Source organism: Ruegeria sp. BF7 (assembly GCF_056538605.1).
In genome coordinates, this window is sequence record NZ_JBQFTM010000002.1 from 56,145 (window position 1) to 76,546 (window position 20,402).

The following is a 20,402-nucleotide window of genomic DNA, read 5'->3' on the forward strand; positions in this document are numbered from 1 at the left end:
ACCCGCTCCTGCCTGCGTCCGGGCTACAGCTTGCCTTCGTCTTCGAAGACCTCCGTCCAATCTTCGATCAGAAGATCAAGCGCTTCTTGAGCTGTGCCTTGGTCGGCAACCACGTAGTCGTGGATGCGTTTCTGCATCGCCAAAAGTAGCTCCGCGTAAGCGGGCTCCTGCCAGAAGTCCTGCACCCCACCCATTGCTTCTAGGAAGTCACCGGCAAACGGTTGGCTATCTACGAAGCCAGGATCTTCCAGCACTGAGTTATGTGCCGAGTAGCCGCCTAGCTCCCACCATTTGGCCTGAACTTCTGGCTGCGCGAACCACTTTATGTACTCAAGTGCGGCATCCTGTTTATCAGAGTAGCTGACAACAGAAATGCCTTGGCCGCCCAGTGTTGAGCCAGCCTGATTTTGCGGTGGATTCACGAAAAAGTCGATTTTGTCACCGCCGGTATTGGGATCGGCATAAAGACCTGGGAAGAACGCAAACCAGTTCATAGCCATGGCAACCTGACCGGACTTAAAGGCATCCAAGCTCTCACCCATGTAAGAGTTGGTGTATCCCGGAGGCGTCGCCGTTTTGTAGAACTCCTTATAGAATTCCAAAGCCTCAACTGCTTCCGGTGAGTTTACGGCGCCTTCCATGTCGTATGAGCCCGGAGTGTTTTCGTATTTGAAACCCCATGGATACAGCGCTCCGGTCACACCCATGGTGATCCCTTCCGAGCCGCGCTCGGTAAAGATTGCTGCCCCGTAGACTGTCTTTCCGTCGATTTCACGACCTTGGAAGAACTGCGCGATCTGCAACAACTCTTTCTGGGACTGGGGTTCACGTAGGTCCTGACCAGTTGCTTCTTTGTATGCGGCTTGGATTTCGGGGTTTTCGAACCAGTCCTTGCGATAGAACCAGCCATTAGCATCACCCATCGCAGGCAGCGCGTAGTAGTTTGGTGTACCCTTAGGCCAGGTCGAGTACGCGTAGACAGTGGCCGGCGCGAAATCGTCCATGCTAATGCCTTCAGCATCAAAGAACTCGTTCAGCTGGACATAATGACCATTCTCAGCGCCACCGCCGATCCATTGGCTGTCACCAATCAATAGGTCGCAGAGCTTACCCCCAGAGTTCAGCTCGTTCAGCATCCGGTCAGCAAAATTTGGCCAGGGAACAAATTCGAAGTTCATCGTGTGGCCGGATTCTGCTTCGAATTCTTTTGATAGCTCAACAAGCGCGTTGGCCGGGTCCCATGCAGCCCAACAGAGTGTCAGATCTTCAGCATTTGCCTTGGTAGAAAGAGTAGTAGCGGCAAGGACTATTGCGCTGGCCGAGGCCAGTTTTGTGTAAGTCATCCATTCCTCCCTTTTTTCGCCGTCAATCGAGGATGTGCGAATCGCGGCATACTTCCAAGGCTATTTGAGGTACGCACCTCAAGTCCAGAAATTTTTGAGGTCCGTACCTCAAATAGCCAGAGAAGGTCGCTGATTTTGCTTCTGAGTTGTTGATTTTTAGCGAAATTGTTTAACGGCATTGATGCGCATGTATTTTCAGCAGCGAGGCATTAAATGGCCATTTCGACTAATATTGGCGCAGCCCACAATCGCTGCCATCACGTGGCCGACAAGTTTAGGAACCCGCTTCTGAAGCACTGACAGATTATTTGGTCGATACCTTTGAGAATTGGAGTTAGCGTCAAACAGCACGGATCACGCTGGATCGCGTAACTCGTTTGGTCAGGTACAGACATATGAACAATCTCTCTATCGTCCGAATAAACCGCTACCCAATTAAAGGCTTGAGTTCCGAGCCTATGCAAACCGTGACGCTGCAAGCAGGAGAGGGCCTTCCAGGTGATCGCCTGTTCGGATTTGCTCGATACAACTCCGGTTTCGACGTGCAGGACCCTAAGCCACTGCCGAAAGATCGTTTTGTCGTTTTGTTGAATGAGGCTGCATTGGCAGGCATTCAGACTAGTTTGGATGTCAGGACCCAAGATCTTGAGATCAAAGCGAACGGAAAGACACTGCGCTTTAATATGCGAATACCTGAAGATCGGATGAATGCGGAAAGTTTCCTTGCCTCAGAGATCGACTTAAATGATCCCGAACCGCCAAAGTTCGTCTCTTCAGCTCCCCATCGGTTTACAGATGTATCTGTGGTATCGCTGAAAATGATGAACGCGATATCCGTTTTGAACCTGGCCTCTGTGGAAAAGCTGGGTGAACAACTGAACGCAGAAATCCACCCTGCGCGCTTTCGAGCGAATATCGAGATCGACGGTTTACCTTCATTTTCTGAGCTGGATGCAGTTGGATCAGTCCTAAGATTTGGCGATGTCGAGTTAAAGATACTCTCACGCACGAAAAGGTGTGCGGCCACTGAAGTGAACCCGGAAACGGCCGAGCGGGACTTGAAGATACCCTACCTTATTCGGAAGTTGATGGGCCATATGGATATGGGCGTCTATGTCGAGGTGGTTAATGGTGGAACGCTAACTATCGGTCAAACTGGGGAAGTACTCGCTTGAACATTGCCCCCGCCAATGTGGCTTTTCAGGAGCCTTGAGCCGCGTTCCTTGAAGTGAGTAAAGTCTACTCCTATGCTAGTTTTTTCTAAGTCGTAGCCGAAACTGGAAGGAACCGCCGGGGTTCACAAACCAACAGCTGACGATATCTGGCGAGTTCAACAGCGGTCGCTTTGGGCTCATTGCAGACATCGGCCGCCTTGCGGGACAATCCCGACGTTGAGTACTTTGCGCTCAAACAGGAAAGAAGCGGGACACCCAGGCATACGAGATGATCGGTTGTGACTGATTGGAAAGTTGCTTTTCGCAGCCAAACCTTCGTATGTTGTTGGCAAAGTTCGAGGGCATATCCGCTTTCGAAGCCGAACGCAATCGGCACCATATGACAGCTCTACACCGTTAAGGAATCTTAAAAAAAGAGGTTGGACCGATGATCGGTCGAATAGCCCTCAAGAGGATCTTACTCTCGCTATCAATCGGAACAACTGGTCCCGTCGTCGCCGAGGCGCCAGATGCAAGGGCCGCTATTTCGTCCGGATCGGTTGATATCGTCGCAGTTTTCAATGCGACCTGTGCGTCTGGAAGGACAACTGCTGCAAGCTTACGGGAGAGCTTTGAATCTCAAGGCTTCACCACTGATTGGCAGAATGACACATACGGTTACTTTTCCCGTATCGGCTTTATGGCGAACTATCACATCTATCCAGGCAGCTGGAACTGCATCGTGTCCGCAGAGAGAGTTGTGGCCCCCGATCTGTGTGAGAAATTATCATCAGATGGTATTGAAGTGAGTGCACGGCTGCCCGATGGAACCTGTGTCGCCAATATACCAGAGCACGGCCTGACCGTGTTGGTCCGAAATATCTGTCCAGATTCGTCGCCAGGAGCTTGCACTTGGGTGCAGGCTACACTGACTTCGGATCGGGAATGCCACGCCGATGAGATTGTTGATTTGACCTCTTTCACCCAAGGTTTACTGAACACAAATTAGTTGGCATTGACCGGTCATCAGGTCGATGGAGGAAAATTTCCCTAGAGACTTTTGTCTGAATGCATGCACTGCAGCACAGAGAGATCGGTTGAATGCCAAGTTGGAAACATCCGTAGCCACCGTCCTGATCTTTGTTTGTTGAGCGCGCCCAATTCTCTGAACGCAGCGCCGTAAGAAGCAACCTGCCGCTTGGCTATGATCACCACGGCGAAGGCCGACGGTTGCGCTACTTCGTCTTCAATCGACTGATCTCGGGCGGCAAGGATAAATCCGGCTGGCGACTTCCCGGCCCTTCGCTGGAAAACGCTGTCATTGATGTTTTCGTCAGACATCTGCAAGACGCCTCCGCCGCGCACCAGGTACTGGCGCAGCCGGAGGCCGGGTCAGCGGAGGCAGTGCAGACTTCAGTTGCGGATTTAGTAACCCGACTTCGACGCCATGGCGGTCAGGTCGGCGCTAATATTCTGGCCAGCGGCGGAATTGCACGAGGACAGATCGACCTCGAATTGAACCGTAATACCCTGGAAAACTCACTGGGCATCGCTGCAGATCTTCTGCACCCGGATCTCACACACATCACTGCATCCTTCAATCTTCGCCGCCGCGGCGTCGAGGCTAAGGTCATCGCTGGAGACATGGCGCCCCAACCCGAACCCCACCTCCGGACTATGCTGCTCCGCGCCCATGGCTGGGCCCGTGATCTGAAAGCCAGTGTTCAACTGAAGGATATTGCGCAGCGGGAAAATCTCCCCGGCGCCTTCATCCGCACCCGCACCCAGCTCACCTTTCTCTCACCGAAGATTCAAGCCGCGATTCTCGACGGCACCCAGTCGCCCAAACTCACACTCAAGCGTCTGGTCAGCGTCACCCACCCACTTGACTGGGCCGAACAGGCGCGCCTGTTCGGCTTCTAAAACCTTCAGATGCGGCCTCCCTGATACAGGGTTTGCCCTCCCAGATCCGGCGGAACAATTCCCTGGACGCACGAGAAAATTCCCTGTTCCACTTTCCAGGAAATTCGAAGCATAAGCCTTTGAAAAACATTCAGTTCTGACATGAAATGTGCCGGATTTCAGTCTCGTTTGACGAAAATTCCCTGTAAATTGCAGGTAATCAGGGAAATCCAGCCCAAAGCGACCCTGCCAAAATGCGGCACTGAGACTGGGGCCTGAATTGTCCTCTGAATGTACGGTCTGCTCCGTCTCTGATTGATAGCGCATGCGCCAACGCGCCGGAATTGCGACACAATTCCGGATCAGAAAAGACAACTGAAGTGAGACAGGTATGGGTGGCGGGGAGACAGGGATTCGAACCCTGGGGACGCTCTCACGCCCAACGGTTTTCAAGACCGCCGCATTCGACCACTCTGCCACCTCCCCGCGTGGAGCCGGGTCTAAGGCCAAGTTGAAACGGTGGCAAGAGCAAATAGGGAAATCTCGCCGAAGCGCGCGCAGTGGTCTTTCCATGGCACTGTGCCCACGTTATGCTTTGCGGGAAAGACCGTAGCAGACCGGCACGACAGAACCGGCGATCGGCGACGGGGCTCAGGAAACGAGGCCTCTTCAGGCAAGGGATGACAAAATGAAACGAGCGAGTGAGACACGCGCAAAACCGCGATCGCTGGCGGTGCTTGTCGTGGGATTGGCAGTTCTGGCTGGTTGCGAGGAAGGCTTGTCTCCGGAAGGCGCTTCATCAGCAGACGCCCCAAGTGATGACGCCCAGACCGATGATAAGTTCGAGCTGTTCCCAGATTATTCGAAAACCTCGGCTGACTCCGTTGAAGCTCCGGAAGTATTCAACGTGGTTGAGGCCGGTCTTTGGGATGGCCGTCCTTCCTTGGGCGGCATCTGGGTCGCCCATCCCGACGTTACCCGGCCCGAACGCGTGGTAATCAAGAACACGGCCAACAACAAATCCATTACCGGTGCCTTGTTCCGGCGGGAAAGAAGCCAGCCCGGACCGGCGTTGCAATTGTCCTCGGCAGCGGCAGAGAAGCTGGGCATCCTTGCCGGGGCGCCAACCAAGGTCGAGGTCACCGCCCTGCGGCGCAAGCCGGTCGAAACAAAAGAACCGAAACCGGAAGAAACCCCGGAAATCGAAACAGTAGAAACCGCGCCTGCAACGGATGACACCAAACCTCAGGACGATGTGGCCGAATCCACAGCGGTCGACGCGGAAAAGCCAGCCAAGCGCAAGTGGTGGCAAAAGAAGGAAAAGGTTGCCGCCGCTGGCGCAACCGGAGCAGTTGCCGCAGCGGCGACCGACTCTGCAGCCGAGGCAACAACCGAAGCGGCAGAACAAGCGGTTGAAACGGTCGCCGAGGCGACTCCGGCCCCCACCCTGTCGGACCCGGAGGTCACTGCGCCCGAAGAAAAACCCGCCAAACGGAAATGGTGGCAAAAGAAGAAAACCGACACGATCACCGAAACACCTCTGGACCCCATCGCGGGCGCAGCGGCCGCCATCGACTCGGCAGAGCCGACCCCGGTCAGCACGACCGCTGCTGTAAACTCTCAGCAAAAGACCCCGCGCTCGCTGGCCAAACCATTTGTTCAGGTCGGAACCTTCAATGTCGAAGCCAACGCCAAGAGCGCGGTTTCGAAGATTCAGCGAAATGGCATGTCCGCCGATATTCGTGAGTTGAAGTCCGACGACAAAAAGGTCTGGCGCGTGTTGGTTGGGCCGGCGAAAACCCGCGCGGAACGCAATGCGATACAGCGCGACGTCAAGGATCTTGGCTTTACCGACGCGTTCACTGTCAAAAACTGAAACAAAGGAGGCCCCCCGTGCTGTCCTCACTGCGATCATCTGTTTTGACCCTTGGGCTGGCGCTGTTTGCCCTGCCAGCCCATGCTTTCGACACGCAGGCCCGCGCGGCCTATGTGATGGATCAGACAACCGGAACAGTGCTTCTGTCCAAAGAGGCGGATTTGCCGCTTCCGCCAGCGTCGATGTCCAAGCTGATGACGCTTTACGTAGCCTTCGAGGCGCTGCGCGATGGCCGTTTGACGCTGGATGAAACCTTGCCGGTTTCCGAACACGCGATGAGCTATGGCGGCTCGACCATGTTCCTGAACACGCAGGACCGCGTCCGGGTCGAGGACCTGTTGCGCGGCATTATCGTATTGTCTGGTAACGACGCCTGCGTGGTGATCGCCGAAGCGCTCAGCCCCGATGGAACCGAGGCCGGGTTTGCCCGCTACATGACCCAGCGCGGCAAGCAGATGGGAATGGACAGCTCGAACTTTTCCAATTCCAACGGCTGGCCCGCAGCGGGTCACATGATGTCAGTACACGACCTTGCCGTACTTGCAGATCGGCTGATCTCGGACTTCCCGGAATACTATCCTCTGTTTGCCGAGGAAGTGTTTGAATTCGATGGCCGCGCGCCGTCGAACAAGCGAAACCGCAACCCGCTGCTGAAACTGGGGATCGGCGCAGACGGACTGAAGACCGGCCACACGCAAGAAGCCGGGTATGGCCTTGTCGGCTCGGCCAAGCAAGGCGATCGCCGGGTGATCTTCGTTCTCACCGGCCTCGACAGCACCGCCCGCCGCGCAGAGGAGGCTGAGGCCGTGGTTAACTGGTCGTTTCGAAATTTTGTCGAGAGGACGGTTGCCAGCGCGGACACGCCGATAGCACAGGCCAATATCTGGATGGGGGCGAAGAAGACCGTGGATCTGGTTCCTGAAGAGGATCTGTCCCTGTTGTTCCCGGTGCTGGGCGACAAGGATATTGAGGCCGAAGTGGTCTATAACGGCCCCGTTAACGCACCGGTTGAAAAGGGTCAACAACTGGCCGAATTGGTTATCAAGCCCGAGGGCCTGCCGGAAATCCGACGCCCCCTGGTGGCTGCTGAGAGCGTTGCGACCGGAGGGTTTGTGGTGCGTATGATGACCGTGGGCGGTATTGTTCTGACCGACGTGATCGGCAATCCTCTGGACGCATTGTGACGAGACCCGGGTTGTTTCTGACCTTCGAAGGCATTGACGGATCAGGCAAATCCTCGCAGGCGCGTATGCTTGCGGATCAGCTGCGTAATCTGGGCCAAGAGGTCGTCCTGACGCGCGAACCCGGGGGATCAGCCGGGGCCGAGGAAATCCGTCGTCTGGTTCTGGAAGGCGACCCCGACCGTTGGTCGGCCGAGACGGAACTGTTGTTGTTCACCGCCGCGCGCCGGGATCATCTGGAGCGCACCATCGAACCGGCGCTTACCGCAGGCAAGGTTGTAATCTGCGACCGGTTTGCCGACAGCACCCGCATGTATCAGGGCCTTTCGCGCGGTAACCTGCGTGGGTTGGTCGACCAGTTGCACGCACTCATGATCGGGCGCGAACCCGACCTGACCCTGTTGATCGACATGGATCCGCAAACCGGCCTGACCCGTGCCAAAGGTCGCCAGGGCACCGAAGAGCGGTTCGAGGATTTCGGCATCGATCTGCAGGAAAAGATGCGCGCGGGCTTTCTGGCGCTGGCGGATGAATTCTCGGACCGTTTCCGTGTGATCGACGGCAATCGGGACATGGACAGCGTTGCACAGGATGTGACAGAAATCGCCCTGCAATCATTGTGACAGACGATAGATGAACGACGACACCCCAACCCCGGATCAGGCCCCCGGCGCCCCGCACCCGCGCGAAACCCGGCACCTGTTCGGGCAGGCTGAGGCCGAGCAGGCGTTTCTGAGCGCATACACCTCTGACCGACTGCATCACGGCTGGCTCTTGACCGGCCCACGCGGGGTCGGCAAGGCGACCCTGGCCTGGCGTATTGCCCGCTTCTTGCTGGCAACACCTCAGGTCGAGGGGGATGGGTTGTTCGGCGCCCCACCACCGCCGGAGTCGCTGGAGATCGATCCCGACCACCCCGTCGCGCACCGTATTCTGGCGGGGGCGGAACCGGGTCTCGCCGCTATCACCCGCTCACTCAACGACCAGGGCCGGTTGCGCAACGAAATCGTTGTCGACGACATCCGCAAGCTTGGAAAATTCTTTGGCCTTTCATCCACCGATGGCGGGCGTCGGGTCGTCATCGTGGACTCGGCGGATGAGATGAATGTCAGCGCAGCCAACGCGTTACTGAAAATGCTCGAAGAACCGCCAGCGCGAACAATCCTGCTGCTGATCTCGCACCAACCGTCGCGCCTGTTGCCGACGATTCGGTCGCGCTGCCGCACCCTGCGCCTGTCGAAGTTGGGAGCAGAAGACGTGCAAGCCGCCCTGTCGCAATCCTGTGCAGAACTGCCCACAAAAGCCGATCATCTGGCAGCACTAGCCGCAGGGTCTGTCGGCGATGCAGTGCGGCTGATTAATCTGGGCGGATTGGATATCTACGCCGAACTGATCGCCATTCTGGGCACCCTGCCCCGCATGAATCGCCAGCGCGCACTGGCGCTGGCCGAGGCCGCCGCCCAGCGCGGCGCGGCGGAACGTTTCGAACTGCTGCTGACCCTGATCGACGTCGCCTTGTCCCGCCTCGCCCTGACCGGCGCAACCGGAGCCCCTCCTATCCCCGAAGCCGCTCCAAACGAAGCGGAAACGCTGGCCCGCCTGTCTAAGTCACCTTACCAAGCCCGCCAATGGGCCGAGGTCGCCGCGACCATCACAGCCCGCGCGCGCCATGGTCAGGCGGTGAACCTTGACCCTGCCGCTCTGGTCCTAGATACGATGTTCAAGATACAGGAAACCGCCGGTCAGAACAGATGAGCGACACCCCCCAGATCACCGACAGCCATTGCCATCTGGACTTCCCCGACTTCGAGGGGCAACTGCACCAGATCATCGCAAACGCCGCCGAAGCAGGCGTGACCCGTATGGTCACGATCTGCACGCGCTTGCGCAACGAGCCTACCGTCCGCGCCATTGCCGAGGCCCACGCACCCGTCTTCTATGCCGCTGGCACCCACCCCATGAACGCGGCGGGTGAGCCGATGGCGACCGTCGACGAACTGGTCACTCTGTCCCAGCACCCAAAATTCGTGGGCATCGGAGAAACCGGGCTGGATTACCACTACACCGCAGACAGTGCCGAGGCGCAGAAACAATCCCTGCGCATCCATATCGAGGCTGCCCAGCGCACCGGCCTGCCCCTGATCATCCATGCCCGCACAGCCGACGAAGACATGGCGCGCATTCTGGCTGAGGAACACCGCAACGCGTCTTATTCCTGCGTCATGCACTGCTTTTCGTCCTCGGCGGAACTGGCCAAAGCCGCACTGAACCTGGGGTTTTACTTGTCCATGTCCGGCATCGCCGCCTTCCCCAAAAGCCAGGAACTGCGCGATATCTTCGCCGCCGCGCCTGTTGACCGCGTACTGGTGGAAACCGACGCGCCCTATCTGGCCCCGCCGCCATATCGCGGCAAACGCAATGAGCCGGCCTATACTGCCCACACCGCCCGAAAAGGGGCCGAGATATTTGGCATGGACTATGCCGATTTCGCCGCCCAGACGCAGGCTAATTTCGACCGGCTGTTCACCAAAGCCGCGACCTATAAGGCTGCCGCATGACCGAGCTGCGCTGCACCATCCTCGGCTGCGGTTCTTCCGGCGGCGTGCCCCGGCTGGGCGGGCATTGGGGCGCGTGCGACCCGAACAACCCTAGAAATATTCGCCGCCGCTGCTCGATGCTGGTAGAGCGCGACGGACCTGAAGGCACCACATCCGTCCTGATCGACACCACGCCGGACATGCGCAGCCAGTTGCTCAGCACCGGAACCGGGCGGCTGGATGGGGTGGTCTATACGCACAGCCACGCAGACCATGTTCACGGCATCGACGACCTGCGCATGATCGTTTTCAACATGAAGGCACGTGTTCCCGTCTGGGCGGATGGAGACACCCAAAACGACCTGTTGGGGCGGTTCGGATACGCGTTCGTCCAACCCGAGAGCTCTCCATACCCGCCGATCTTGGACCTGAAAACCATCTCCGGTCCGTTCGAGATCGACGGCCCCGGTGGCACAATCCCGTTTCATCCGTTCAAGGTAAACCACGGCTCGATCGACTCGCTGGGGGTCAAGATGGGCAATCTGGTCTATCTGCCGGACGTTGCCGAATTCTACGACGATTCTTGGCCCTTGCTAGAGGGGTTGGACTGTCTGGTAATCGACGCCCTGCGCCGGTCACCGCACCCCACCCACGCGCATCTGGAAAAGACGCTGGGGTGGATCGACCAGTTGAAACCCAAACGCGCGGTACTGACCAACATGCATATTGACCTGGACTATGCCACGGTCGAAGCCGAAACCGCCGATCACATCACACCAGCCTATGATGGCATGGTGATCCACCAGGCTCTGTAAAGCGCTGCGGACGCAGCCCGCGATATCCCTCGGGGTGGCAATATGCTGCAAAACCTGATCGACGTCATTCTGCCGGTATTCCTCGTGATCGGTGCGGGCTACGCCGCGACGTCATTGGGGTACTTTAAAGAGGTCCATGTGGACGGCCTCATGAAATTCACCCAAGGCTTCGCAATCCCCTGCCTGCTGTTTCTGGCAATCGCACATCTGGACCTGAGCGCCAGCTTCGACCCGCGCTTATTGGCCAGCTTTTATACGGCTGCAGCGCTTTGTTTCACCGCAGGCCTGTTTGGCGCCCGCCTGATCTTTCACCGCGAATGGGAGGATTGCGTGGCAATCGGGTTCTGCTGCCTGTTCTCGAACTCAGTATTGTTGGGCCTGCCGATTACCGAACGCGCCTACGGCCCCGAAAACCTGTCCGGCAACTATGCGATCATCGCCTTCCACGCCCCGTTTTGTTATGCCGTCGGCATCACCGTAATGGAGGTGGTCCGCAATCGCGGCAATGGTGGCACGCGCATGATCAGATCTGTCTTGACGGCCATGTTTCGCAACGCCCTGATCCTTGGCATCGCGTTGGGTTTTGTCGTCAACCTGTCCGGAACTGGCGTGCCCACAGTGGTGGACGAAGCGCTTGGCCTCATTACCCGCGCCGCCCTTCCCGGAGCTTTGTTTGCTTTGGGCGGTGTACTGGTCAAATACAAGCCCGAGGGCGACCTGCGTGCGATTGCCTATGTCTGCGCCATTTCGCTGATGCTGCACCCCAGCCTCGTGTGGCTGTTTGGTACGACGGTGGGCTTGCCACAGGATCTGTTCCGCTCGGGCGTGCTGAACGCAGCAATGGCTCCCGGCTTTAACGCCTATATCTTTGCCAGCATGTATGGCCGGGCCAAAAGGGTCGCGGCATCGTCCGTACTGGTCGGGACGGCAGCTTCCATCTTAACGGTTTGGTTCTGGCTGACACTTTTGGGCTGATATTGGGACGGATTGGATTGACTTTGGCAGGTCAGGGAACACCTATCGGGAAAGAAGACAGGATCAAGTGGATGCCATACGCCCTCATAGTTGCCCATGGCCAACCGTCTGAGCCGATCCCGGCAGAACAGGCGTTGGCCACCTATGCTGCCGAGGTGGACGCCCTTTGTGACGGCGTGACTGTTCGGTCAGCCACTCTGGCCGCTCCGGGCGTATTCGAGCAGCGCGTGTCACAGCTGCCGGATGATGCTGTGATCTATCCGCTGTTCATGGCCAAAGGGTGGTTCGTAACCGGTGCCCTGCCCAAACGTCTTGCCGGGCGAAACCTGCGTATACTCGATCCGCTGGGGGTTGATGCCGACCTGCCAGGCCTGGTCGCGGCCGCTCTGCGTGATACGTTGAACGAATACCAATGGCCCCCAGAGGAGACCGATCTTGTGTTGGCCGCCCACGGATCCGGCCGCAGCCGCAACCCATCTGCGGTAGCCCGCGCCTTTGCGACTGACTTGGCGCAACACCTGACATTCAAGTCGATGCGTCTGGGCTTTGTAGAAGAGCCGCCCTCCATTGCCGAAGCCGCAGCTGGCCTGTCCGCTCATGCGCTGTGTCTGCCGTACTTCGCCTGCCACGGCGGCCATGTGCTTGAGGACGTCCCGCAAGAGTTGAACGCGGCAGCGTTCCAGGGGCAAGTGATGCCCGTGGTCGGAGAGTTGCCCCGGATCAAACACCACATAGCAACCACCCTGTCCCGTCTATTCCACGAGACCTAACCGATCGCACAACTGCAGGTTTTGGCGCAACCGGGGCTATCGTGAGCTAATCTCGGAAGGGCTCCTCTATCGCTGCCCTACAAGCGCCGAGTAAAGGCAGTGGCGAGACCTGCCCTTTCTTTTGGCTTCATACAGCGCCAAGTCCGCCGCATTCAGGATCTCGGCGGTTTTGGGGGGCTTGAACTGAGTGGACAATGCGGTTCCGATACTGGCAGAGATCCGGCAGGTATTGTTTTCGAACTCCATCGGCTTTCGCAGCCGGTCTATGAGGCGCGCCGCAATTGCTGACAGAACAGGTTCGTCCGACAAGCCTTTAAAAATAATGACAAACTCATCCCCACCAACGCGCGCAACCGTGTCATCGTTGCGGGTCTCTTCCACCATGATCCGGGCAGCCTGTTGCAGCACATAATCCCCCGCGGCGTGCCCGTACTGATCGTTGACAGATTTGAAGAAATCTAGATCCAGATGCATAAGGGCAAACGGAGAACTCCCAGAGATCAGATGACCCAGCAACACATCCATCGCCCGTCGGTTCTTCAGCCCGGTCAACATGTCGGTAAAGGCTTGCTCTTCGGCGGCCAGCATTGCCCCTTGCAGCCTCAGGTTCAGCGACCGCGAGGCCTCCATCGCGGCGGATTTGGCCTCGACCAGATATAGCAATTCAATGGCCAGATCGGTGCCAGAGAAATCCGCACTGGTCAGCGCATAGTCGCGCACCGCATCCAGAATCGAGATACCAAAGGACAGGTTGATGACCGCACCCTTCCCCTGCGGCAGAGGGGCGATCAGCCCCTTGAGCGCCGTGCGTGGCGTGTCATGAAGCTTAAGGTGCAGCTTGGCCCCGGCGAGGGACATCAGCGCCGACAGCGTCGTCACGGCGCGTGGTCGAACCAGTTCGAAAACCTCCAGAAAGTCTTTTCCGGCCATCGGCTGATCAGGGCGCAGTTTTTGCAACGTCGGCCCAACGCGTACAATGCTTCCGTCTTCGTCCACCAGCACAAACATCGGACATAGCGTTTCCAAAAGCGCCGCAAGATCACCGGTTTCCATCATGTTTTCCGCGCCCCCAGATCGAAGTGACGCCCTTCAGCAAATGCGCTTTCAACAAGAACGATCGAGATGACCTCTGCGTGACCCTCCTGCCCGTCATGGGACAGCATCGCCAGAGCGCCGTAATCATCGGCCATCGCACGCAGGACTCCGACCATTACGCTGGAATAACCGGGCAGGCCCGGATGGCAGAACAGTTGGTATTCCGTTGGCGCCTTCTCTCTCAGCTCCAGCGCTGGCAGGCTGAGGTCTGAAACGGCCAGCCGCACCCGGTCGGACAGATCATCCAGGGAATGCAAGAACTCAACATAGGTGACACCTCCGAAGCGTAGCAAGCGCCGCAAATCCTCCATGTTGGGATGAGAAACCAGATAGGTTCCCAGATCCTCAAGGATTTCGGCGCGCGGGCGGTTCAGGTCAACACACAGCGCGTCCAGCACCCGGATAGTCATGTCGTCGTCGTAAACCAGCATGGCCTCAAATTCCACCAAGCCCAACTTCGCCGCCTCGGTCACGCGCAGCCAGCACGATTGTCCGTAAGTCGCGCATACAAAAGACTGTACCGCCCGATTGATCAGACCATGCATGAGAAGCCCCAGATTGGTTTCTGTTCCAATCTGGCCTGACAATCCTTAACAAAACCCCAAGATGGTTCGTGAGATACCGACAATCTGATGAAGAATCACGGCGGAAGCCGTTGACAGAAAATTAGAAATCCGTTGGCGCTCCGCCTTCCGCTTTCCGTCGGGCTACAAAGTCGGCCAATTCTTCGCGGATACCGTCCTCCATCGGCGGAGGCTCAAAGCTGGTGACGATTTCCTTGAACATGTGATGCGCACGTTCCGCCGTCCAGATACCACCCGCAACGTTCCACCCTTCGTAATTTCGCCAGTCACTCAGGAAAGGTTGGTAAAACGCCGTGGTGTAACGGTCCTGCGTGTGCTGGACACCAAAGAAATGGCCGTCATTACCAACCGCGCGGATTGCCTCCAGAGCGATCTCGTCCGGACCGGTCGCTGTGATCTCGGGCTGCATATAGCGTTGGATCTGCTGCAGGATTTCGCAATCCATGACGAACTTTTCGGGACTTGCGATCAGCCCGCCCTCAAGCCAACCCGCCGCGTGATAGACCATGTTTGTGCCCGACTGAACGGCCGCCCACAGAGAGTTCGACGTCTCCCACACCGACTGCCCATCGGGCACGTTGGCCGCACACACCCCAGAGGACCGCATAGGCAGGCCGTAATACCGTGCCATTTGCCCGGTCATCTGTGTCGAACGCATGTATTCGGGCGTGCCAAAGGCGGGTGCCCCCGACTTCATGTCCACATTCGACGTGAATGTTCCGATGACACAAGGAATGCCCGGGCGAACGTATTGGAACAAAGCAATCGCACACAGCGCTTCGGCCAGCGATTGCGCCACGGCCCCGGCCATCGTCACCGGCGCCATCGCCCCGGCTAGCGTGAACGGCGTCACAACAATCGCTTGCCCTCGTCGGGCCAGCCGCAGACAACCGTCAATCATAGGATGGTCGTGCTTCAACGGTGAGGTCGAGTTGATGTTGGTGTACATCCGCGGCGATGTTTCGAACTCTTCATGGCTAAGACCACCAGCGATCCTGACCATCTCCATCACATCTTCGACGCGCTCCTTACCCAACGAATAGGCGTGCATCGCCTTGTCGGTGAGGGTCAGCTTGTCGTACAGGACGTCCAGATGCCGGATGCTGGCGTGGATATCGACCGGTTCAACAGGATAGCCCCCCGCAAAGTGGATGCAATTGAAATACTGCGTCAGTTTCAGCAGGTTCCGACACATCTCGCGATTGCCGGGGACCTTGGTGCCGATCTCCATGTCCCAATAGTTCGGCGGAGACGACACGTTGCCGAACACCATGGTCCGGCCACCGATTTCAATTGTCCGGTCGGGGTTGCGCGGCGTGATGGTAAAGCGCGATGGCGCCTTGGCTACCATCTCCATAACAAAGTCCCGACCCATGCGGACGTTGTCGCCATCAATGGTACACCCGGCCTCACGAAGGATGCCTATGGCCTCTTCGTTGTAGAACTCGATCCCGATCTCTTCGAGGATACGCATGGCCCCGTCATGGATCGCCTCAATCCCCGCCTGATCCAGCGGTTCGGTCGGTTTGTCGATATTGATCGGAGGGTTAAACGGCATCTGGTCGATGACAGCGCTGCCCCTGCGTTCGGCGGCACCGGCCCGTCCCCCACTGCGACGTCCGCGCCTTTTCGTATCAGCCATTTGGTCCTCCGGAACTTGCGTACCCCTATGCAAGCCCCGAAGGCGGGTGTCTGGCCGCTCTGTCTGCGACAGTCTATGTCGGTTTCTTATCCCGAAACGCCGAAAGTGACCGCCGCGCGATCAGTTATTGGACAGCCAGTCCGGAATGTGCCCGATATCCGGCAGCACGACATCCGCCATTGGCGCCAGCGCTTCGGCCGGAGCCAGTCCCGTGAGGACACCGATCGTAGTCATCCCGGCGGCGCGTCCGGCCTGAAGATCGTGCAGGCTGTCCCCGACCATGGCCACCTGTTCCGGGTCAACGCCTACATGGGCCGCAAAGGCCAGCAATTGCCCGGGACCGGGCTTGAACCCATGGCCACTGTCATAACCAGCGACAAAATCGAAATGGTCGCGAATCCCGACCGATGCCAGATGCCGAAGCGCGGGCATTTCACCATCGTTCGTCGCAACGCCCAGTTTCAGCCCGGCCCGCCGAAGCCCCGCAAGAAACGGCTCCAATGGAACTGCCTGCGCCTGCGGGGCCGAGGCCGACTCGACGTTCAGGACGTCAATCAACTCATCCAGTGTCATATTCAGCAAATGCGGGGCGAGGACTTCGGCGATTTCCTCGACTGTGCCAGCAATGACGATGCTGTCTTCGGAATAGGCGACCTGTTCCAGATCGAATCCGATAAGCCGACCCAGTTCGGCGGCGCGTGCATGATCGCCGTCGGCCAGACGCAATACTATGTTGCGCCCAAACGCGCCCCAGGTATTGGCAAAATCAAACAAGGTTCCGTCCTTGTCGAACAGGATCGCGTCGATGGGCATTGATTGCTCCTGCAAGGTTGTTGATCAGGTCCAGTGGATGTCGGCGCCACCGGACAACACCGCGCGAGCCTGACCGGGCTGATCATAGGGCACGGAGTTGGTGTCACAGAAAGCGATCACCCACGAATCGTCAAGCATTAGAAACTCCAGCACCGATCCCAGAAACTCCGGTTCGCCCGCCCTGTCACGAAGATCCTGCGCCGAAGCCCCGGTCGAACCCAGAAAAACCGGCAGCAATTCTTCGTTGCCCACCAGCCAGCCCAAAACATTGAGCGCCAGAGTTTCTGCAGATTGAGGGGAGATTGACATAAAGTAGCCCCGGATCAGGTCTTGGAAAGGGTTTATTAACCAGACTCATAAACACTTTGGCAACGCATGCAATCAATGGTGACTGATATGTCCGTGCAGGGAACCATCCTTGTCCTCGACGGGACCTCGACCAATCGCATCATGCTGAAGGTCCAACTGACGGCAGCATGGTACCACGTCGTACAGGGCGAACGGCTTCAGGGTCTCACCGGGCTGTTGCGACGCGCCAACCCCGATCTGGTGCTTACGTCTCAGGCCTTGCCGGATGGCACGGCTGCGGATGTCAAAAGGCTGGTTCTGGCCGACCCAGACCTGATCGGTGTACCGGTGGTGGCAATCGCGCCTCAAAACGACAAGGCCGCCCGGTTGAAAGCACTCTCGGATGGGCTGGATGATGTTCTGGCGCATCCGTTCAAAGACACGGTCCTTCTGGCAAGGGTGCGTAGCCTGTTGCGCGCACGGGCAGAAGCGCTGGACCTGCATGTCGGGTCCGGTTCACATCCCATGGGCTTTGCGGAGTCGAGTGCCGCACCCATTTTGCCGCCCAAGGCGGCCCGTGTGACTATTCTGACGCAATCCGCGCGGACCGGAGCGTTGTGGAAAAATGCCCTGTCACAGCGAACGCGGCACAACCTGTCTGCGCATACCACGACAAACCTGCGGGGTGTATTGTCCGGGCCAGTGCCGGACGCCATCATCTTTGAAATCAGCACGAATCCGTCTGGTCTTAACCTGCTGGCCGACCTGAAATCCCGCACCACCACCCGGCATACGGTGCTGATCGGCGTTCTTGCGGAAGACGATGCCGTGCTGGCGTCAGAGGCGCTAGACCGCGGCGCCGACGCGATCTGTATGGACGGATTCTGCGCAGAAGAGGTCCTGTTGCGCCTGGAAAGCCAGATCAAGCGAAAAACCAGCTTGGATCAGATGCGCGCGTCGCTGCGGCGTGGGTTGGTCGAGTCCTGGGTGGACCCTCTGACCGGGTTGCATAATCGCCGCTATGCGATGCGTGCGATGGATCAGATCGCCCATCAATCCACCCGCACCGGCAAAGGTCTCGCTGTGATGCTGGCCGATCTGGACCATTTCAAGGCCATCAATGACAAGTTCGGCCATACAGGTGGGGATCTGGTTCTGACCGAGGCCGCCAGACGCTTGAAGCTAACCGTCGGTTCGGCAGGTTTCATTGCCCGGATCGGAGGGGAAGAGTTCATGATCGGCCTGTCGGAAACCACGCAAGCCAAGGCGCTCGAACTGGCTCGGAGCTTGTGTGAGTGCATTCGCGAGAGGCCATTCAACCTGCCAGACACCCCTGCCCCTATCCCGGTCACGATCAGCATCGGACTGATCGCAACCCAGCCCAATCTCGCCTCGCCATCGCATCAACCTGCTGGGCTGGACAGGTTGATCAAATCAGCCGACACCGCGCTCTACGCTGCCAAGACCGCTGGGCGCAATCAGGTTCAGGTCCAGCAAAGCGCGGCCTGAGACCGTCAGTTCTTGTTCTTTCGACCGTGACGTTTGCGTTTTACCACCTCTTGCAGACGGTCCGCGTAAACCTGACGCTCGGCATCCGTCATCGCTGTGATCCGGTTCAGCCACTCCTCCTGTAACGCATTTTGCAAGTCTGCCATGGCCTGCGCCTGCTGCTGCAGCAAAGCCTGTACAACCGCTGGATCGAACGGCTCCGCCCGCAAGGCGGCCTCCAGCGCGGCAAAATCCTGAGACCGGAGTTTTGCCCCTTTCACATGCCGCTCGGACAATTCCCCGCGCAAGACTTTCCGATCTTCCTTGGGCAGCGCCCGATAAATCGCTGGCCCAAATCCGGGGGGCGCCTTGCCGTGATCCCCACCCTTGACCCGGTAAACCGTGCCCAGAGCGACCCCGACAACCAAAAGGTTCAGCGCCAGCGATACGGTCAGAAGAACCGTTACCCACCGTCTTTTGGGCTTGGTATTATCGCTCATTCGGCGTCCTCCAGAAATGTTGTGTCCAGGCCAAGGTCGGCGACCACAAAGCTGTTCTCCTGCGGGTAGATAATTGTCGCCGGATCAGGCAGGAAACCTGGTGCGGACACTCCGATCCAAATACCTGCTGCACTGGCCGCGACCAGTCCGCCCATGCTCTGCCAACCGCCGATTCCATCAAGAATCCGAGCCCAAACAGAGCGCGGGGGCACTGTGGGTTTCAACCGGTCCAGACGCACCGCTTCGGCATCCGTCAGAATGCGAACCGCCAGATCATCGGGCAGTTCGGGTTGGGTTTGCCGTGCTTGGGCAAGTAACTGATCCAGGTCCATATCGTTCTCAGCCATCTTCGTACCCCAGTTCATCCTGTCGCCCGGCCAGTATTGCCGCCAGGGCGCGTTTCCCGCGCGCGGTCAGGCTTTCCACCGCTTCCGTCGAAATGCCCATGATCCCTGCAATTTCGGGGTTGGGCAACTCCTCGATATGCCTCAAGATCACCGCTTGACGTTGACGATCCGGCAATTGCGATAACGCCTCCTGCAGCGCGTCCCTGCGCGCTGCGTCCTGCAATCGATCCGCCGCGCTGAGTTCTTCGTCCTCGGGCTCTGGCACATCGTCCAGACGGTCCGGCCGTTTCTTGCGCTGCACGTCCACACACAGGTTTAATGTCACACGATAGAGCCAGGTAGACACTTTCGCCTGGCCGGGCACCCAGTTCGGCGCCATCTGCCACAGCCGCATCATTGCGTCCTGCGTCACATCTTCCGCTTCGGCCCGATTGCTGAGCATTCGTAGAGCCACCGAAAAGCATCGTGGTGCCAGCCGATCCGTCAACGTACGTGCCGCCGCTGCATCGCCCTTGGCGAACTGCCGCAGCAACGCATCGTCCGACGCGTCCGCGGCGCATGAGGCACCGCGGACTTCGTTCAGGGGGGACGTCAGGTCCTCCATCCTTCATCAGCTGTCGTCAGAGTCCGCCTTGCCGTTCCTTTTGTTCTTCCGGCCCATCCGCTCTTTTGCATCGGTGTATTCCTGTTCCGAGATCGTACCGCTGTTATCCGCGTCGATACGGTCAAACATCTTGCCAGTGCGGCGTGGTTTGGGCAACTCGTCCTCGCTCAGAAATCCGTCCTTGTTGGCGTCATTCCTTTCGAACATTTTGGTCACGCGGTCATTGGCCTTCTTTTGTGCGGTAGCCTGCATTTCCTCGACGCTCAACTGACCATCGCCATTTGTGTCGGCTTCGGTGAATCGCTTCGTCCGGTGGGCCTCCATCTCTTCCTTGGTCAGTTGACCGTCACCATTTGCGTCCAATTCCTGAAAGCTCACAGGTTCGCGATCTTTCGGCCCGGCCGCCAGAACCGAGGTGCCTGTGACTGCAACGGCCGATATCAGGATGGCCGGAATGAGTTTCGCGCTTTTCATATCGTTTTCCCTTT

Annotated in this window: 22 protein-coding genes and 1 tRNA gene; 12 read left to right on the forward strand and 11 right to left on the reverse strand. The window is 58.1% G+C overall.

The window, feature by feature from the left end:
• Positions 1 to 23: 23 nt before the first annotated feature.
• Complete coding sequence (locus ACR0IK_RS06105) at positions 24 to 1,343, reverse strand: ABC transporter substrate-binding protein (protein ID WP_480593216.1); 1,320 nt, start codon at positions 1,341 to 1,343, stop codon at positions 24 to 26.
• A 395-nt stretch (positions 1,344 to 1,738) separates the two neighbouring features.
• Between ACR0IK_RS06105 and ACR0IK_RS06110 the strand changes: the two genes are divergently transcribed.
• From ACR0IK_RS06110 to ACR0IK_RS06120, 3 genes are all read left to right on the forward strand, one after another.
• Entirely contained in the window at positions 1,739 to 2,518 is a 780-nt protein-coding gene (locus ACR0IK_RS06110; RefSeq protein WP_480640822.1) for an MOSC domain-containing protein, read from the forward strand.
• 427 nt (positions 2,519 to 2,945) lie between these two features.
• On the forward strand, positions 2,946 to 3,506 hold the full coding sequence (locus ACR0IK_RS06115) for a hypothetical protein (protein WP_480593211.1): 561 nt from the start codon (positions 2,946 to 2,948) through the stop codon (positions 3,504 to 3,506).
• Positions 3,507 to 3,637: 131 nt separating this feature from the next.
• On the forward strand, positions 3,638 to 4,420 hold the full coding sequence (locus ACR0IK_RS06120; protein WP_480640824.1) for a hypothetical protein: 783 nt from the start codon (positions 3,638 to 3,640) through the stop codon (positions 4,418 to 4,420).
• 375 nt (positions 4,421 to 4,795) lie between these two features.
• Here ACR0IK_RS06120 and ACR0IK_RS06125 read toward each other — a convergent pair.
• A tRNA-Ser gene (locus ACR0IK_RS06125) sits at positions 4,796 to 4,885 on the reverse strand.
• A gap of 202 nt (positions 4,886 to 5,087) precedes the next feature.
• Here ACR0IK_RS06125 and ACR0IK_RS06130 point away from each other — a divergent pair.
• The 8 genes from ACR0IK_RS06130 to ACR0IK_RS06165 all read left to right on the forward strand — a co-directional run bounded on the left by ACR0IK_RS06130 (position 5,088) and on the right by ACR0IK_RS06165 (position 12,553).
• Positions 5,088 to 6,275, forward strand: a complete 1,188-nt coding sequence (locus tag ACR0IK_RS06130; protein ID WP_480640825.1) for an SPOR domain-containing protein — start codon at positions 5,088 to 5,090, stop codon at positions 6,273 to 6,275.
• Positions 6,276 to 6,292: 17 nt separating this feature from the next.
• Entirely contained in the window at positions 6,293 to 7,459 is a 1,167-nt protein-coding gene (locus tag ACR0IK_RS06135) for a D-alanyl-D-alanine carboxypeptidase family protein (protein ID WP_480593204.1), read from the forward strand.
• A complete protein-coding gene (tmk, locus tag ACR0IK_RS06140) occupies positions 7,456 to 8,079 on the forward strand; it encodes a dTMP kinase (protein ID WP_480640826.1) in 624 nt (207 codons plus the stop codon). The genes ACR0IK_RS06135 and tmk overlap by 4 nt, the downstream gene beginning before the upstream one ends.
• A gap of 10 nt (positions 8,080 to 8,089) precedes the next feature.
• On the forward strand, positions 8,090 to 9,211 hold the full coding sequence (locus tag ACR0IK_RS06145) for a DNA polymerase III subunit delta' (protein ID WP_480640828.1): 1,122 nt from the start codon (positions 8,090 to 8,092) through the stop codon (positions 9,209 to 9,211).
• Positions 9,208 to 10,014, forward strand: a complete 807-nt coding sequence (locus ACR0IK_RS06150) for a TatD family hydrolase (RefSeq protein ID WP_480640829.1) — start codon at positions 9,208 to 9,210, stop codon at positions 10,012 to 10,014. Before ACR0IK_RS06145 ends, ACR0IK_RS06150 begins: the two co-directional genes overlap by 4 nt.
• Positions 10,011 to 10,808: an MBL fold metallo-hydrolase gene (locus tag ACR0IK_RS06155; protein WP_480593197.1), complete on the forward strand. Its 798-nt coding sequence runs from the start codon at positions 10,011 to 10,013 to the stop codon at positions 10,806 to 10,808. The genes ACR0IK_RS06150 and ACR0IK_RS06155 overlap by 4 nt, the downstream gene beginning before the upstream one ends.
• A 42-nt stretch (positions 10,809 to 10,850) precedes the next feature.
• Positions 10,851 to 11,783 carry an AEC family transporter gene (locus ACR0IK_RS06160; RefSeq protein ID WP_480593194.1) on the forward strand — a complete coding sequence of 311 codons (933 nt, stop codon included), beginning with the start codon at positions 10,851 to 10,853 and terminating at the stop codon, positions 11,781 to 11,783.
• Positions 11,784 to 11,854: 71 nt separating this feature from the next.
• Positions 11,855 to 12,553, forward strand: coding sequence for a CbiX/SirB N-terminal domain-containing protein (locus ACR0IK_RS06165; protein WP_480593192.1), 699 nt, complete (start codon positions 11,855 to 11,857; stop codon positions 12,551 to 12,553).
• Positions 12,554 to 12,619: 66 nt separating this feature from the next.
• On the opposite strand, the gene ACR0IK_RS06170 is transcribed toward ACR0IK_RS06165, so the two are convergent.
• From ACR0IK_RS06170 to ACR0IK_RS06190, 5 genes are all read right to left on the reverse strand, one after another.
• Positions 12,620 to 13,609, reverse strand: coding sequence for a diguanylate cyclase domain-containing protein (locus ACR0IK_RS06170; protein WP_480640831.1), 990 nt, complete (start codon positions 13,607 to 13,609; stop codon positions 12,620 to 12,622).
• A complete protein-coding gene (locus ACR0IK_RS06175) occupies positions 13,606 to 14,193 on the reverse strand; it encodes a heme NO-binding domain-containing protein (protein WP_480640832.1) in 588 nt (195 codons plus the stop codon). The genes ACR0IK_RS06170 and ACR0IK_RS06175 overlap by 4 nt, the downstream gene beginning before the upstream one ends.
• Positions 14,194 to 14,314: 121 nt before the next feature.
• Positions 14,315 to 15,874 (reverse strand): trimethylamine methyltransferase family protein, encoded by a 1,560-nt coding sequence (locus ACR0IK_RS06180; protein ID WP_480640834.1) that lies wholly within the window; start codon positions 15,872 to 15,874, stop codon positions 14,315 to 14,317.
• 120 nt (positions 15,875 to 15,994) lie between these two features.
• Positions 15,995 to 16,687, reverse strand: a complete 693-nt coding sequence (locus ACR0IK_RS06185) for an HAD family hydrolase (RefSeq protein ID WP_480640835.1) — start codon at positions 16,685 to 16,687, stop codon at positions 15,995 to 15,997.
• A 24-nt stretch (positions 16,688 to 16,711) separates the two neighbouring features.
• Positions 16,712 to 16,996 (reverse strand): DUF3572 domain-containing protein, encoded by a 285-nt coding sequence (locus ACR0IK_RS06190; protein ID WP_480593177.1) that lies wholly within the window; start codon positions 16,994 to 16,996, stop codon positions 16,712 to 16,714.
• Between the two features lie 87 nt (positions 16,997 to 17,083).
• Between ACR0IK_RS06190 and ACR0IK_RS06195 the strand changes: the two genes are divergently transcribed.
• On the forward strand, positions 17,084 to 18,484 hold the full coding sequence (locus ACR0IK_RS06195; RefSeq protein WP_480640837.1) for a diguanylate cyclase: 1,401 nt from the start codon (positions 17,084 to 17,086) through the stop codon (positions 18,482 to 18,484).
• Between the two features lie 5 nt (positions 18,485 to 18,489).
• On the opposite strand, the gene ACR0IK_RS06200 is transcribed toward ACR0IK_RS06195, so the two are convergent.
• The 4 genes from ACR0IK_RS06200 to ACR0IK_RS06215 are packed head-to-tail and all read right to left on the reverse strand — an operon-like array spanning position 18,490 to position 20,388.
• Positions 18,490 to 18,963 (reverse strand): periplasmic heavy metal sensor, encoded by a 474-nt coding sequence (locus ACR0IK_RS06200; RefSeq protein ID WP_480640839.1) that lies wholly within the window; start codon positions 18,961 to 18,963, stop codon positions 18,490 to 18,492.
• Positions 18,960 to 19,310, reverse strand: a complete 351-nt coding sequence (locus ACR0IK_RS06205; RefSeq protein ID WP_480640840.1) for a hypothetical protein — start codon at positions 19,308 to 19,310, stop codon at positions 18,960 to 18,962. Before ACR0IK_RS06205 ends, ACR0IK_RS06200 begins: the two co-directional genes overlap by 4 nt.
• Positions 19,303 to 19,914, reverse strand: a complete 612-nt coding sequence (locus tag ACR0IK_RS06210; protein WP_480593167.1) for an RNA polymerase sigma factor — start codon at positions 19,912 to 19,914, stop codon at positions 19,303 to 19,305. Before ACR0IK_RS06210 ends, ACR0IK_RS06205 begins: the two co-directional genes overlap by 8 nt.
• A 6-nt stretch (positions 19,915 to 19,920) precedes the next feature.
• The gene (locus tag ACR0IK_RS06215) at positions 19,921 to 20,388 is read right to left on the reverse strand and encodes an EF-hand domain-containing protein (protein WP_480593165.1); all 468 of its coding nucleotides are present in this window, start codon (positions 20,386 to 20,388) and stop codon (positions 19,921 to 19,923) included.
• Between the last annotated feature and the right edge of the window lie 14 nt (positions 20,389 to 20,402).